Source organism: Chitinophaga varians, from assembly GCF_014529945.1.
In the GTDB taxonomy this organism is placed as follows: domain Bacteria; phylum Bacteroidota; class Bacteroidia; order Chitinophagales; family Chitinophagaceae; genus Chitinophaga; species Chitinophaga varians.
The window spans coordinates 1,558,040-1,572,461 of record NZ_JACVFB010000002.1; the positions used below are offsets into that span (position 1 = coordinate 1,558,040).

General features: G+C 47.5%; 13 protein-coding genes. 6 read left to right on the top strand and 7 right to left on the bottom strand.

What is annotated here, in order from left to right:
• Nucleotides 1-138: 138 nt before the first annotated feature.
• Together ICL55_RS14305 and ICL55_RS14310 are read left to right on the top strand one after the other, a co-directional pair.
• Nucleotides 139-663 carry a YceI family protein gene (locus ICL55_RS14305; protein ID WP_188098212.1) on the top strand — a complete coding sequence of 175 codons (525 nt, stop codon included), beginning with the start codon at nt 139-141 and terminating at the stop codon, nt 661-663.
• A gap of 135 nt (nt 664-798) precedes the next feature.
• The gene (locus tag ICL55_RS14310; RefSeq protein ID WP_188098214.1) at nt 799-2,049 is read left to right on the top strand and encodes a DEAD/DEAH box helicase; all 1,251 of its coding nucleotides are present in this window, start codon (nt 799-801) and stop codon (nt 2,047-2,049) included.
• A gap of 6 nt (nt 2,050-2,055) precedes the next feature.
• On the opposite strand, the gene ICL55_RS14315 is transcribed toward ICL55_RS14310, so the two are convergent.
• The 4 genes from ICL55_RS14315 to ICL55_RS14330 all read right to left on the bottom strand — a co-directional run bounded on the left by ICL55_RS14315 (nt 2,056) and on the right by ICL55_RS14330 (nt 4,537).
• Nucleotides 2,056-2,682: a hypothetical protein gene (locus tag ICL55_RS14315; protein ID WP_188098216.1), complete on the bottom strand. Its 627-nt coding sequence runs from the start codon at nt 2,680-2,682 to the stop codon at nt 2,056-2,058.
• A 159-nt stretch (nt 2,683-2,841) separates the two neighbouring features.
• Nucleotides 2,842-3,429: a YceI family protein gene (locus tag ICL55_RS14320; RefSeq protein WP_188098218.1), complete on the bottom strand. Its 588-nt coding sequence runs from the start codon at nt 3,427-3,429 to the stop codon at nt 2,842-2,844.
• Nucleotides 3,430-3,462: 33 nt separating this feature from the next.
• Nucleotides 3,463-3,897, bottom strand: a complete 435-nt coding sequence (locus ICL55_RS14325) for a DoxX family protein (protein WP_188098221.1) — start codon at nt 3,895-3,897, stop codon at nt 3,463-3,465.
• 136 nt (nt 3,898-4,033) lie between these two features.
• Nucleotides 4,034-4,537, bottom strand: coding sequence for a MarR family transcriptional regulator (locus tag ICL55_RS14330; protein WP_223151429.1), 504 nt, complete (start codon nt 4,535-4,537; stop codon nt 4,034-4,036).
• Nucleotides 4,538-4,627: 90 nt separating this feature from the next.
• Here ICL55_RS14330 and ICL55_RS14335 point away from each other — a divergent pair, with 90 nt between their 5' ends.
• Nucleotides 4,628-5,179, top strand: coding sequence for a DinB family protein (locus tag ICL55_RS14335; protein WP_188098223.1), 552 nt, complete (start codon nt 4,628-4,630; stop codon nt 5,177-5,179).
• Here ICL55_RS14335 and ICL55_RS14340 read toward each other — a convergent pair.
• The 3 genes from ICL55_RS14340 to ICL55_RS14350 form a co-directional block, all read right to left on the bottom strand.
• The gene (locus tag ICL55_RS14340) at nt 5,176-5,916 is read right to left on the bottom strand and encodes a 3-oxoacyl-ACP reductase family protein (RefSeq protein ID WP_188098225.1); all 741 of its coding nucleotides are present in this window, start codon (nt 5,914-5,916) and stop codon (nt 5,176-5,178) included. The two genes, ICL55_RS14335 and ICL55_RS14340, sit on opposite strands and share 4 nt — an antisense overlap.
• Nucleotides 5,917-6,011: 95 nt before the next feature.
• Entirely contained in the window at nt 6,012-6,524 is a 513-nt protein-coding gene (locus ICL55_RS14345; protein WP_188098227.1) for a DinB family protein, read from the bottom strand.
• 1 nt (nt 6,525) lies between these two features.
• Nucleotides 6,526-6,897, bottom strand: coding sequence for a transmembrane 220 family protein (locus ICL55_RS14350; RefSeq protein ID WP_188098229.1), 372 nt, complete (start codon nt 6,895-6,897; stop codon nt 6,526-6,528).
• 607 nt (nt 6,898-7,504) lie between these two features.
• Here ICL55_RS14350 and ICL55_RS14355 point away from each other — a divergent pair.
• The 3 genes from ICL55_RS14355 (at nt 7,505) to ICL55_RS14365 (ending at nt 14,192) form a co-directional block, all read left to right on the top strand.
• Nucleotides 7,505-10,747: a SusC/RagA family TonB-linked outer membrane protein gene (locus tag ICL55_RS14355; protein ID WP_188098231.1), complete on the top strand. Its 3,243-nt coding sequence runs from the start codon at nt 7,505-7,507 to the stop codon at nt 10,745-10,747.
• A gap of 31 nt (nt 10,748-10,778) precedes the next feature.
• Nucleotides 10,779-12,551 (top strand): RagB/SusD family nutrient uptake outer membrane protein, encoded by a 1,773-nt coding sequence (locus ICL55_RS14360; RefSeq protein WP_188098233.1) that lies wholly within the window; start codon nt 10,779-10,781, stop codon nt 12,549-12,551.
• A 123-nt stretch (nt 12,552-12,674) separates the two neighbouring features.
• The gene (locus tag ICL55_RS14365; protein WP_188098235.1) at nt 12,675-14,192 is read left to right on the top strand and encodes an FG-GAP repeat domain-containing protein; all 1,518 of its coding nucleotides are present in this window, start codon (nt 12,675-12,677) and stop codon (nt 14,190-14,192) included.
• The last annotated feature ends 230 nt before the right edge of the window (nt 14,193-14,422 follow it).

Genomic DNA, 14,422 nt, shown 5'->3' on the forward strand with positions numbered 1-14,422 from the left:
ATTATGTTAAAATCCGAAAAGTTAAATTATTGTGCTGGTGCAAATTGTCCATCATTTCCAGTATTTTATCCAACATATAAAAGACAGGCCGGAACTAAATTTGTTGAGTCTTTGAAAACATAAAAAAAACAATGTGCTATGACTAACTGGAAAATTGATGAATCACACAGCGAAATAGGATTCAAAGTAAAACATCTCATGATCACTAATGTGAGCGGCTATTTTACACGCTTCTCCGGCAGTATTCAGACAGAAAGCGAGGACTTCCACGATGCCACGATATCCTTTGAAGCAGCAGCGGATAGTATCGATACACAGAATCAACAACGGGATGAGCATCTGCGCAACGGCGAGTTCTTTGATTCGACCAACCACCCTACAATCAGCTTCACGTCTACCAAAGTGAAAAAGATAGACGGCGAAAAATATAAACTGGTGGGAAATCTCACTATTAAAGGCCAAACCCATCCAATTGAACTGGATGTGGAACACAATGGCATCACGGTAGACCCATGGGGCCAGCAGAAAGCCGGTTTCGCCCTGAAAGGCCGCCTGCACCGCACCGACTACGGCCTGCGCTGGAATGCCACTACTGAAGCCGGTGGCATCGTTCTCAGCGATGAAGTAAAACTCAATATGGAAATACAATTGGTCAAATCTTAACCAATTACAAATTGCGAATGACGAATTGAGGGCCCTCAATATGGGAAGGTTATTTACTAAACTCTCCATAAAAGGGCCCTCAATTCGTAATTCGTAGTTCGTAATTCGTAATTTCGCCGGAGATAACCAGCGCAAATGAAATTTGAACAGTACCATATATCTTCTGAAATTAAGGATAGCCTGGCGGAATTGGGCTTTAAACGTCCTACGGACATTCAGTTCAAAGCTATTCCCTCTATCCTGAAAGGAGACGACGTGATGGCCATTGCCCAGACAGGTACGGGCAAAACGGCCGCTTTTGCCATTCCCGTACTGCACCGGCTCCAGCAACAGGACCGCTACCAGCGGAAAGGCAAATATGAAGTGAAATGCCTGGTAATGGTGCCTACCCGTGAACTGGCCATCCAGATCGCGGAAGTGTTCCAGCAAATCGGTCAATATACCGAGCTCCGTATACTCGCCCTCGTGGGCGGCGTGGACCAGGGACCGCAGATCAAATTCCTGGAAAAAGGCGTGGATGTGCTCATTGCCACCCCCGGCCGCATGTTTGACCAGCTGAACCAGCAACACCTGGACCTCACCAAGGTACAAACGCTGATCCTCGATGAAGCTGACCACATGCTGGACCTGGGCTTTATCCGCGATATCCGCGATGTGATCAGACATATCCCCCGTCAGCACCAAACGCTGTTTTTCTCCGCTACACTCGATAAAGACATCAAAGACCTCGCTTATTCTGTGGTCAATAATCCCATCCGTATCCAGATCTCCCCCGAAGACCCGGTATCTAAAAACGTTACCCACTCCGTGGCCTACGTGGAAATGGATGATAAACGCTTCTTCCTGGAAAGACTGGTGAGAGAATTCCCGGACAAAAAAATACTGGTATTTGTACGGACAAAAGTACGTGCAGAGAGAGTGGTGGCTGCCATGGCCCGCGTGGAGATCAGCTCCCTGGCCATGCACGGTGGCAAAGAACAGGATGATCGCCTGCAGGTAATGGAAGAATTCAAAAAAGGGGATGTCCGCGTACTGATCACGACCGATGTAAATGCCCGCGGCATTGATATCCCGAACGTGGATTATGTGGTCAATTATGACCTGCCGGACGTGCCGGAAAACTATGTGCACCGGGTAGGCCGTACCGGCCGCGGCGTACAAAAAGGCCGCGCGGTCTCTTTCTGCAGTACGGAAGAAAAACCACTGCTGGATGCCATCCAGAAATTCCTCGGAAAAGAAATCACCGAGATGAAAATTAATAAAGGGGATTACGAAGATACCATCCGTTTCTCTGAAGAAGCGCCTAATGATAACTGGCAGCTGCTGATAGATCAGCACCACGAAGAGATGGCCAAAATGGGCAAGAAAAAGAAGAAAAAGAAATAATAACCGTTACGGATATACTTTTTTCATACCGCGATAGAGCATCTGTGCTTTGTTGCGCATAGCCATGCTGTCAGCGGAAGGGTCCAGCTCCGCATGCAGGAGCGCCATACCGTATAGCAATGGTATTTTCTGAAAGTTGATGTTGTTGCTGTGAAGGTCGTTTTTCCAGTTATTGCCGCTATAGTTGTCTTTGTAACTATCTACCATGGCGTCGTATTGTATCTGGCAACTTTCTTCGTCAAACCAGTTGGCCATGGCGGCGATGCCGGTCAGCTCCTCCATCAGGGCGCGCTCTTCCCGCTCTTCGGGACGGGAGCGGCCATAAATCAGCACCATGTATAGTGCTGCGAGTGAGAGTATAACGGCAATGGCTATGGATATTTGGCCGGGGCGGTCGCCCGCAATGAGTATACCGGCAATGCTGCCCACTACCAGCGGCGAGCGCAGATAGCCGGCAATCACACTTTCACGGTTTAATTTAATCCGAAAGCCTTCCTTTTCCGCTCCTTGTTTACCCACAACCACCATAGAGTAGAGCGGTTTGACAGGGAGTATCACCAGGGTGAACCTGGTTTCGATTTGCTGATGGTTGAATTTTTTGACTGCGCCGAGGAAAATACTGCCAATGGCCATTACAATTGGGATTTAAGGAAAACAAATCTAAAATAAATTTGGAGATTTTGTGATTTGGTGATGTCATAGCTAGATAAAGAGACGGCCCAAACAGTATAAAACCTGTTTGGGCCGTCGCCTTTTATTCACAAAATCACAAAATCTATAAATGTCGCTGGCTTATTGCTTAACGATTTCAGCGTTTACCAGGATATCAACGGTAGGAGCTACTGCATATACACCGGAAGGCAGTTTGTCTGCATATTTCACGCCGAAGTCCAGACGGTTGATGGTAGCTTTGGCGGTGAAACCAGCTCTCCACAGTCCCCATGGGTCTCTTACCACACCATTGTAGGTAACGTCGAAGGGTACACGTTTGGTGGTGTTACGCAGGGTAACGTCCGCCAGCATGATGTATTTGTTGCCGGCTACTTTTTTGAAGGATACGCTTTTTACCTTGATTTCAGGATATTGGGCAGCGTTGAAGAAATCATCTGATTTCAGGTGACCATCACGCTGGTCAATGCCGGTATTGATGCTGTTCACATCAGCAGTGAAATCTACTTTTGCGTTCTGGAAGTTGGTGCTGTCGGTAGTTTCGATAGCGCCGCTAAATTTGGCGAAATGACCCTGTACATAGTTAATGCCGAGGTGTTTTACGCTGAAAATAACTGCGGTATGCGCCGGATCGGCATTCCATTTTACCTGTGCGAAAGAGGCGATGCTGGCTAATACCAGGAGGGCGGTAGAAAAAAACGCTTTCTTCATGAGTTGTTGTTGTTTTATAAAACGAGATTAAAATTATTTAGTCAGTTGACGGTCTACAGACCAACGGCCTGCACCTTTGATCAGCAGGGCTAACAGAATGCCCAGCACCAGAATGTGATATTCAAAACCTTCTCCGGCCTGAGTGCCGCCCCAGTTCATAAAGAAGCCATTGGGAGCGTGCATGGAAGTGGCTACCAGCATAACGGCTGTCAGCATCAGTGCCCAGAGGCGGGTCGTGAAACCGAATAATATCAGCAGTGAGCCAATGCTTTCAGTAATGATCACCAGGAAAGCGAGGAAGGCAGGAGTGCCGTTGGAGGTGAAAAAGTTCATGGTGCCTTTGAAACCATGGCCGCCAAACACGCCCAGCAGTTTCTGTAAGCCATGTGGCAGTATCACAATCGCTACCGTCACACGGATAATAAAGGAAGTAATGCTGTCATCTGTTTGCAATAAACGTTTAAACATAAAAGGGTGTTTTTGTTGTTTGTTATAGTGTTTAGGTATTTTTATTCAATATAATTATAATACAAAGTCAAAACAAATATTGTATATACAATTGTTAGGGCAAAAAATAATCTCCGTCAGGGAGAAGCCATTATCGTTAGCCCCGAAGCTTGTCCAGGAGGTCTCCCAGCAACTTCACTTCATCGGTGGTGAGTTTTTCCGCCAGCTGTTGATCTCCTTCATCCATGGCCGGGTCCAGTTCTTTCAATACTTCCATGCCTTTATCAGTGATTTCGATCTCTACCTTACGGCGATTGGTAGGGCATTGGATACGCGTCAGCAATCCCTTCTGGCGTAATTTCTCTACCAGTCGGGTAGCATTGCTCATTTTATCCATCATACGCTCCTGGATATCCAGCAGATTCAACGGATTAGGCCGGCTGCCCCGCAGGATGCGCAGTACATTATATTGCTGGGAAGACAGATCATACTTCTTCAGAATGTGTGAAGTGCCCACTTCCAGCCAGTTTGCCGTAAATATAATATTCAACATGGCCCGCTGATAGTCGTTAGCAAATTTTACCTGTTTTATTTCATCCTCCAGTCTCATAATTACAATTACTACTGTTGTATATACAACAAAGGTAAATGTATTTTTCATTCCGACAAATTTTTTTTGAAAAAGTAAAAAGCTGCTGACATAAGGTTGTCATAAAAGGGTGCTTTCTTTGTATTATAAAACAAACACACTATGATAAACACTACTGTCACTCCTGCAACTGCCACTACTACCGAACTGGTTAACTACGCTAAAGGCTTCGCTGGCTACGAATTATGGGCTATTAAAACCACCGTGGAATGGTTAAAAACGAAAGATGCCACCCTGCTGGAAACACCGGTTGTTTCCAGTTATGGAACAATCAAGGACACATTGAAGCACATGTGGGATACTTCTGCGTGGTGGATAAAAAACCTCCGCGGCGAACATCCGTCACTCACTTTTGGTCCGTTTGAGTGTAATGAGTCCGTCGCAGAGGTATTGGAGGGAGTAGTAAAACAAGCAGAAGAGCTGATGGAACTGGTTAACCAAATGACACCGGAGCAACTGGTACAGGCCTACCCCGTAACCATTCCGTATACCGGCGATTTTAATATTCCGGGTTATGAAATACTGTCACAGATCACCCACCATACTACCTATCACCGCGGACAGGTAGTTACCATGGGGCGCCACCTGGGCATCACCGACGCTTCCAACACTGACTATATGTTTTATCTGCTGGTAGGCGAAAAACGCTACTAGCTGTTGGTCCCGCCGTCGATAGTGATAGCGGTGCCGGTGATATAGCCGCTTTCCGGAGACGCCAGGAAAGTGACCAGTGAAGCGATATCCTCTACTTTACCATATTCTCCCAGTGAAATATTTTTCCTTTGTGCATCGGCATGTGCTCCGTCGGCGGGGTTCATGTCGGTGTCGATAGGACCAGGCTGTACCAGGTTAACGGTAATGCCTCTGGGTCCCAGATCGCGGGACAGGCCTTTGTTAAAGGCCGTGAGCGCCGACTTGCTCATCGCGTAAAGTGTTCCATACGGACCGGATACCCGGTCAGCCATGCAACTGCCGATAGTAATAATACGGGAACCTTTGCCCATATGTTTGGCTGCTGCCTGCGTACCTACAAATACAGCCCGGGCATTGATGTCCATGGTCTGGTTGTATTCTTCCAGCGTATAATCTTCAAATGGTTTCATGACGGCGATACCGGCGTTATTAACGAGTATGTCTATACGCCCAAATTCGGCTACGGTTTTATCTACCGCCGCCACTACTGCGGAAGGATCGGCACTATCGGCCGCAATGGCCAGGCTGCGTTGTCCTTTGCCGGTAAGCGCTGCTGCTACTCCGGCAGCTTTTTCAGCGCCCTTATTATAAGTGAATGCTACGGTTGCGCCCTCATCGGCCAGTTGTTGTACGATGGCCGCGCCCATACCGCGGCTGCCTCCTGTTACCAGGGCTATCTTGTTTTCCAGACGTTTCATACGAATTGATTTTATGCCTGCAAAGCTAGATGGGGAGCGGGAATTAAAGAAGAGGAGATGTAATTGTTAAGGACTAACATAAATGTTAGTCCCTATTATGATAAATATCTTTCGTGGAGAATACGGAGGTGATGTATCTGATGGCCTACCATCGTAAAGCCCATGGCCAACGCACTCATCTGGTACTTCCAGCAGGTGCCGTATCTTAATAGTCCTTCTTCCGGAAGACTGCGGAAAAGGGCAATGGTGGATTGTCTGACGGCAATCAGTTCCTGTAGTACGTCTTCGAAAGTACGCTGTGCGGTAAATGCTTCGGCGGCATACAGGTCCTGATCAAAACCGGGCGCCACATTCTTATCGTTACGGGCAAACAGCAATGCCCGGAAGGAAAATACCCTTTCGGTATCAGCGATATGCTGAAACACATCTTTAACGGTCCATTTGCCGGGTGCATAGGCATAGTCGCCCAATGCTGCCAGTTTAGCCTTGTCCAGTGTCTGCAGTTCCTGCAGCGACTGCTCAAGGGCTTCCATAATAGAAACGTCCGGCACCTGATCAATATACCGGCTAAAATATTCAGGGTCCGGATAGATAGCCTGCTTTTTCATGTTATGCTTTCTTTTTAGCGTAAAAATAATTGATACCTAAAACTACGATACAAATGAATAACCCGAAAAATTCACGGGTGTCTTCTATCCATGGTTTTTCTGCTTTCATCGTTTGCGCAATATTCTCCGCCTGATGTTGAGACATCCAGTCCACCACCCCGTCTTTGGTGAAGAATAAATAGATGGCATATACGAAATAAATAGCGATGCCGGTCAGGTACCAGCGGGGATAAAACCGCTGCCGCGCTGCCAGGCCGCAACATACGGCGGAGAACAGGTAAATGGGCATCCATACGTAGGGATCAGGATCGTTGTATTGCAGCCCCGCGAAAACAATAAAAATGAAACAAAAGATAATGTTGAAAATTTTCATGGCCCGGAATAATTGAGACGCTAAACATACATAAAAGATCAAGTGCTTGTACTTTTTTAGCCATAAAGTATTATACTTTTTTATCCCGCCGATGCGGATTACTGTAAGAATAGCCCCACAAATTTTTTTTATTTAGAGAAATGTTAAAAGAACACTTGTCTGGGCTAATTTATTGTTATATATTCGACTTATTGTAAGAAAAATTCCACGTGAGAACCAAAATCTGAAGAAGGAAAGTGTTAGTACTAAATTGAACCGATTCTCACTAAATCATTGTCAGCAAATCAATTGTTTACTAAAACCGTTGCTTTATTCCATGTAGTTAAACCTTGGTGTAAACATGCCCGCATCCATGTCTTGCATCTTCAAATTTGTGGTTTTTAATTGTTGAACAGACAGTTATTGTTTGTACTGTCGTCGCTGTAACGCATCATACAGCGGCCGGTCAGATAATGCCTGTACATGACACCTCTTTTCTCCGGCATTTGTACACCATCGCCGGAACGGGATGGTTATGTCGTAAACTGTCTGGTGGACAAAGGAACATACAAGACAGGTACTTTATTTTTTAACCGATTTTTCTAAAACGTTACCCTTCAACCACGTTATGAAAAAACATTTTTACCAGGGACTGGCCGTTCTCCTATGCGGCATACTGCTATTGCTAGGCAGTAGTAACGTATTCGCACAAACGAAAATTACGGGAAAGGTGTCTGATAAAGCATCAGGCAACCCGCTACCAGGTGTTTCGGTATATGTAAAAGGTACTAACCGCGGTACCGCTACCGATCCCAACGGCAGTTTTACCCTTCAGGCTAAATCAGGAGAAACGTTGGTGTTCTCCTTTGTAGGTTATGATCCGCAGGAAGCGGTGGTAGGCTCGGGCGCTGTCAACGTACAGCTGGCCGAAAAAGTAGGTTCACTCGAAGAAGTCGTAGTGACCGGTTATGCCAGCCAGAAGAAAAAAGACCTCACCGGCGCCGTAGCAGTGGTGAAGGTGGAAAACATTACCAAACAACCCACTTCCCAGATCGCCAATCAGCTGCAGGGACAGGTTTCAGGTATTACGATCATAGGCACCGGTCAACCTGGACAGGAACCGCAGGTGTCTGTACGTGGTAAAAATACCTTCGGCAATAATACGCCGCTGTACATCATCGACGGTGTACCTATCTCCAACCTGGCTGATGTAAACCCTAACGACGTGCAGACGATGCAGGTACTCAAAGATGCAGGCGCGGCCTCTATCTATGGTGCGCGTGCAGCCAACGGCGTTATCATCATCACCACCAAAAGAGGTACCGGCAAAGTGAAAGTACAGTACGACGGTTACTACGGTACACAAAGACCACAAAGCGGTAATCCTTTCCATATCCTCAATCCACAGGAACAGGCCGACCTGCTGTGGATGGCTACCCGCAACAGCACCCCCGCCGGCAGCACGCCTGTATTTGATGATGTGCTCTATGGTAAAGGCGATAAACCGGTACTGCCGGATTACATCTACCCCGAAGGAGCCATGGAAGGAGATCCCCGCGTAGATCCATCTAAATATTACCTCATACCGGACTATAAAGATCCGGGCCTGCTGAATAGCTTCTATCGTATCAATAAAGCCAACAAACAAGGCACCGACTGGTACCACGAAATATTCAAGCCGGCGCCTATTACCAGCCACAATATATCTGTGGCCGGCGGCGGAGATATCGGCAGCTACTTCTTCTCCATGTATTATTTCAATCAACAGGGTACGCTGACCAATACCTATAACAAACGTTATGCGGTAAGGGCCAACAGCAGCTTCAATATCACCGATCATATCCGCGTGGGCGAAAACATGGAGTATTCCATCATCCAGAATCCACAGATCGGTATCCTGACAGAAGGCAGTGGTATCGGTATGGCTTTCCGTGAACAGAGCATCATCCCCGTGCGTGATATCAAAGGCAACTACGCCGGCACCTGGGGCGGCGCGCTGGGCAACGCACGCAACCCGGTGGCCATTCAAGACCGCTTCGGCAGCACCAAAGCGCTCGCCAGCAGATTGCTGGGTAGCGTGTATGCAGAAGCAGACATCCTGAAAGACTTCACCCTGCGTACCTCTTTCGGTGGGGAGATTTATTCCTTTAACAACCACAGCTTCACTTATCCGGAATACGAAAACAAAGAAAATACCAGCGTGAATACCTATACGGAAACCACTGGTAACGGATATGACTGGACCTGGACCAATACCCTCAGCTATCACAAAAAGATAGCCCGTGACCATGACCTGAAAGTAATGATCGGTACAGAAGCATTTGAACAGGTAGATCGTACGCTGACAGGTTCTACCACCAATTACTTCTCTTTCGATCCGAACTTTACCACCCTCACTTCCGGTTTCGGAACGCCTATCAACGGTAGTGGCTACGGCTCCAACACGCTGTTCTCCCTGTTTGGCAGAGTGGACTACTCCTTTAAAGACAGATACCTACTGGGTGCCCTGATCCGTCGTGATGGCTCCTCCCGTTTCGGCGCCAACAACCGCTATGGTAACTTCCCTGCGGTGAGCGCGGCCTGGCGTATATCCCAGGAAGAGTTCATGAAAGGCATTACCTGGATCTCCGACCTGAAACTCCGCGGTGGCTGGGGTATTATGGGTAACCAGATCAATGTGGACCCGGCTAACGCCTTCACCACTTTCACCTTTAACAAGGCAACCTCCTTCTATGACATGACCGGCAGCACCACCAATCTGGCCACCGGCTTTATGCAGGGAAGAATCGGTAACCCCAATGCGAAATGGGAAAGCAATACCAATTCCAATATCGGTATCGATGCGACCCTGTTCAGAGGTGCGTTGGAGTTCTCCATTGATTATTATAACAAACGTATCAAAGACCTGCTGTTCAACCCTGAACTGCCTGGTGTATTTGGTGCCGCCGCGCCACCTTATGCCAACGTAGCAGAAATGAAAAACCATGGCTGGGATTTCTCTGCTACCGGTAACATACAGCTGGCTTCTAAACTGAAACTTACCCTCACCGGTACTTTCACCAGCTACAAAAACGAGATCCTGAAAATATCTGAATCTGCGCCCTACTTTGAAAGAGATACCCGCCGCTATGGTGTAGCGATTATCCGTAACGCAGTAGGTCACAGTATCAGTGAATTCTTCGGCTATCAGATTGATAAATTCTGGGATAGCAAAGAAGAAGTGGATGCCGCCAACAACGCTGCTAAGGCCAAATATCCTGGTCTCTCTGAATATCAACAGGCAGCAGCTCCCGGCCGCTTCCGTTATAAAGACGTAAACGGCGATGGTAAAATCGATGCGCAGGACCGTACCTACCTCGGCAGCCCCAATCCAGACTTCACTTATGGTCTGAATATCGGGTTGACGTACAAAAACTGGGACTTCTCCATGTTCCTCTATGGTGTACATGGCAACAAAATCTGGAATCAGGTAAGATGGTGGACAGATATCTATGGTTCCTTCAATGGCGCAAAAAGCAAAACAGCTTTGTATGATTCCTGGCTGCCCGACCGCAAAAACGCCAAAGCCCCTATTCAGGAGCTGAAACCTAACTTCAGCACTTCCGATCCTCCAACATCTTTTTATGTGGAAAGCGGTTCTTACCTCCGTGCTAAAAACATGATGCTGGGATATACCTTCCCTTCTTATATGCTGAAGAGAATAGGGGTGGAAAAATTCAGGATTTATGCGCAGGCGGCGAACGTGTTTACCATCACCAAATACACAGGTCCTGATCCTGAAATTACCGGTAATACAGACTCCTTCGGTATCGACGAAGGCGCCTATCCTAACCAGCGCCAGTACCTGGTGGGCGTTACGCTGAATTTCTGATCTGATTATCTGAATTGTTAAACTGAGAAAAATGAAAACATTACGATATACCAGCGCAATACTGCTCGTGGCTACGCTGCTGAACAGTGGTTGCTCCAAGAACTTTCTCGAAAAGCCGGCTTATAGTTCATTATCGGAACAGATCGTGGCCAATAAGGATGGTGTGAACTATCTGCTTGTAGGTGCTTATGCAGCACTCGACGGTTCTGGTACGCCTACCAGTTCCCTCGGTGGTGGCAATGCCTGGGAAGCGGCTTCCACCAACTGGGTGTACGGCAGCGTGGCCGGTGGTGATGCCCACAAAGGCAGTGAAGGTACCGACCAGACGCCTATCAATGAAATCGCCATCTGGCAGCCCAACGTCGCTAACTCTTTCTTCAATACCAAGTGGAGAGCGGTGTACGAAGGCGTCGCCCGTTGTAACAATACCCTGAGGCTGATGGCACAGGCTAAAGACATGTCTGATGCCGATAAAACAAAGGTAACTGCCGAAGCAAGGTTCCTCAGAGGACACTATTATTTTGAACTGAAGAAAATGTTCAATAACGTGCCTTATATCACCGAGGCTACGGTTGATCCGCTGGTGCCCAATGATGTGGACATATGGCCCAATATAGAAGCTGACTTCAAATATGCACAGGCTAATCTGCCGCCTACACAGCCACAGGTGGCCCGTGCCAACAAATGGGCCGCACAGATATATCTGGCTAAAACCTATCTCTATCAGAAGAAGTACGCAGAGGCAATGCCGCTTTTCAACGATGCTATCGCCAACGGCGTAACTTCCAATGGTCTCAAATACCAGCTCACGAATAACTTTGAAGACAACTTCGATGCGTCCAAAAAGAATAATTCGGAATCCGTATTTGCGATCCAGATGTCTGCCAATGATGGTACCAACGGTATCGCCAACGCCAATATGGGCGATATGCTGAACTTCCCGGCCAATTTCAAATGCTGCGGTTTCTATCAGCCCACTTTTGATCTGGTGAACTCCTACCGGGTAGATGACAACGGATTGCCTTATCTGGATGATTACAATCAGCATGCCGTGAAGTCTGATATGGGCATCAAGGCCACGCAGCCGTTCACGCCGGATAATGGACTCGTGGATCCGCGTCTGGACTGGACCGTAGGCCGTCGCGGTCTTCCTTATCACGACTGGGGGTACTTCGCCGGTTCCACCTGGATCCGTGACCAGTCACAACGATATGCCGGTCCGTATGCCACTAAAAAAATGGTGTACTGGAACTATAACAAAGACAAATACATGGACAACAACTCCTGGGCGCCCGGTACGGCTATCAACGTATTGCTGATCCGTTTCTCCGATGTGTTACTGATGGCTGCGGAATGTGCTGCCGAAACAGGCGATCTGGGAACAGCGATGAACTATGTAAATCAGGTGCGCAGCCGTATGAAAGATCATCCGGAAGGCTGGGTACACGATTATAAAGATCCGGCCAATCCTATTCAGGGATTTGATCCGGCCAAGCCGCTGCCTTATTACAAGATTGGCCTGTATACTGCTTTCGCAGATGTGACCTATGCCCGCAAAGCGATCCGGTTTGAACGTAAACTGGAGCTGGCCATGGAAGGACATCGTTTCTTCGATCTGTCGCGCTGGGGCATTGCAGACCAGGTGATGAATGCCTATTACACCTTTGAAAGTGCTATTACGGATGACGTGAAAGGTGGCCACTTCACCAAAGGCAGGAATGAATATTTCCCCATTCCGCAACGTCAGATAGATCTGACGCTGAAGAATGGTCAGCCGGTATTAAAACAGAATACCGGATACTAATCTGTATCGCGTAATTTTCGGGACAGGAGCAAAGCAGCCGCATGAAATTTTTTTTCACGGAGGCTTTGCTCCTGTCCCGTAATGTTTAATTTGTAACTTGTTTTTTGTACCAAAATCTAACAGATGAGAGGATTTGTTCCGGCCACGTTGTGTACCATATTTACCGGCCTTGCGATCTTTAGCAGTTGTTTTGCCCCGTCAGCCAAGGAGAAAGGGAAAATGCTGGCCGATAAATATTGTTCGTCCTGCCACCTGCCCGTTGATCCATCGATGCTGGACAAAGAAACATGGACCAAACACGTGTTGCCGGCCATGGCGCCTAAGCTGGGTATCCGGGTATGGTCCGGTGATCAGTATTATCCTGTGGAAGGCCCGCGGCAGCAGGGCCAGATATCTTTTCAGGAGTGGGTGGAACTGGTAAAATATTTCGAACAGCAGGCGCCTGAAAAGCTGACAGCCGCCAAACCACCGGTACCGCTGCAACACGATTGGTTCGGATTCTCTATTAAACGTCCTGCCGGAGTGGATTCACCCGGCGTGGCAACGACTACGATGGTGTCCTTTGACACCGCTGCCGGCCGCATTTTCACCAGTGATGGGTATAAGAGTACCCTTAATACCTGGGACAGTTCCCTGCGTAAAACGTACACATGGCAGCTGCCCTCTCCGGTGGTGGATATCCTTTACACCCGCGACAGCGGAAAATCATCACCGGCTATCATCACCCAGATCGGCAATATGAGAGCCGTTGATGAGCCATCAGGTATTATTAGCAAGCTCAGCATTGATAGCCCGCACAGTAAACAAAAAGACCTGATGCCCTTTCTCAAACGCCCGGTGCAAACCCTACAGGCAGATTTTGACAAAGACAATCTGGTTGACCTGTTAGTGTGTGCCTTTGGCCATAACCAGGGCGGCCTGTACTGGCTGAAACAGTTGCCCGATCATCGTTATGAGCAGAAGACGATTACAGAGGTACCGGGTGCCATACACGCAGAAGTGGGAGATTTTAACGGTGACGGATGGCCGGATGCCATGGTGCTTTTCGCGGCAGCCGATGAAGGTATCTGGTTATATGAGAACGACCGGCATGGAGGGTTTAAATCCACTAATCTGCTGAGATTCCCGCCACTCAATGGGTCTACCAGTTTTCAGCTAGTGGATTTTAACCAGGATGGTAAACCTGATATACTGTATACCTGCGGTGATAATGCAGATTTTTCTATGGTGCTTAAACCTTTCCATGGTTTGTACGTCTATCTTAATGAAGGTAACAACAGCTACCGTCAGGCATGGTTTTATCCCGTGAATGGCTGTACAAAGGCTGTAGCAGCAGATTTTAACCTGGACGGTAAAACAGATATTGCGGCGATTGCTTTTTTCGCAGACATGAAAAATAATCCTGCAGAAAAATTTATTTTGTTTGAAGGCAAGGACCATCAGCTGAACTTCACGCCCCATGCGCCTCCCATCGAAAGGGAAGGGCGCTGGATTTGTATGGACGTAAAGGACATGGATGGTGATGGCGATCAGGATGTCATACTAGGAAACTATGGAAAAGGATTTAATATACTGGATGGATATACGCCTGATTGGGAGGAGTATCAACCCTTTATAGTGCTGGAGAACAAACGGAAGTAAAAAAGTGTAACGTAAAAATCGATGGTTTATTTGGAGAAGAAGTAGAATAATATGTATATTACAGCCGGTAAATATTTCCACGAAGAGGTACTTATACATGTCGGGTCGCACATTGCAAATAAATGCTCTAATTGTTACTGATGTAACGTACCTTTGCTCTTTTAATTCAGCTCATCATCATAGCAAGATATTTTCGTGGTGCTATAGCCAGGCAACATGAATAAAGATAT

Coding starts and splice junctions, on each gene's coding strand:
- ICL55_RS14305 (WP_188098212.1), top strand. CDS start 139: ATGACTAACTGGAAAATTGATGAATCACACAGCGAAATAGGATTCAAA.
- ICL55_RS14310 (WP_188098214.1), top strand. CDS start 799: ATGAAATTTGAACAGTACCATATATCTTCTGAAATTAAGGATAGCCTG.
- ICL55_RS14315 (WP_188098216.1), bottom strand. CDS start 2,682: ATGGCCATTGGCAGTATTTTCCTCGGCGCAGTCAAAAAATTCAACCAT.
- ICL55_RS14320 (WP_188098218.1), bottom strand. CDS start 3,429: ATGAAGAAAGCGTTTTTTTCTACCGCCCTCCTGGTATTAGCCAGCATC.
- ICL55_RS14325 (WP_188098221.1), bottom strand. CDS start 3,897: ATGTTTAAACGTTTATTGCAAACAGATGACAGCATTACTTCCTTTATT.
- ICL55_RS14330 (WP_223151429.1), bottom strand. CDS start 4,537: ATGAAAAATACATTTACCTTTGTTGTATATACAACAGTAGTAATTGTA.
- ICL55_RS14335 (WP_188098223.1), top strand. CDS start 4,628: ATGATAAACACTACTGTCACTCCTGCAACTGCCACTACTACCGAACTG.
- ICL55_RS14340 (WP_188098225.1), bottom strand. CDS start 5,916: ATGAAACGTCTGGAAAACAAGATAGCCCTGGTAACAGGAGGCAGCCGC.
- ICL55_RS14345 (WP_188098227.1), bottom strand. CDS start 6,524: ATGAAAAAGCAGGCTATCTATCCGGACCCTGAATATTTTAGCCGGTAT.
- ICL55_RS14350 (WP_188098229.1), bottom strand. CDS start 6,897: ATGAAAATTTTCAACATTATCTTTTGTTTCATTTTTATTGTTTTCGCG.
- ICL55_RS14355 (WP_188098231.1), top strand. CDS start 7,505: ATGAAAAAACATTTTTACCAGGGACTGGCCGTTCTCCTATGCGGCATA.
- ICL55_RS14360 (WP_188098233.1), top strand. CDS start 10,779: ATGAAAACATTACGATATACCAGCGCAATACTGCTCGTGGCTACGCTG.
- ICL55_RS14365 (WP_188098235.1), top strand. CDS start 12,675: ATGAGAGGATTTGTTCCGGCCACGTTGTGTACCATATTTACCGGCCTT.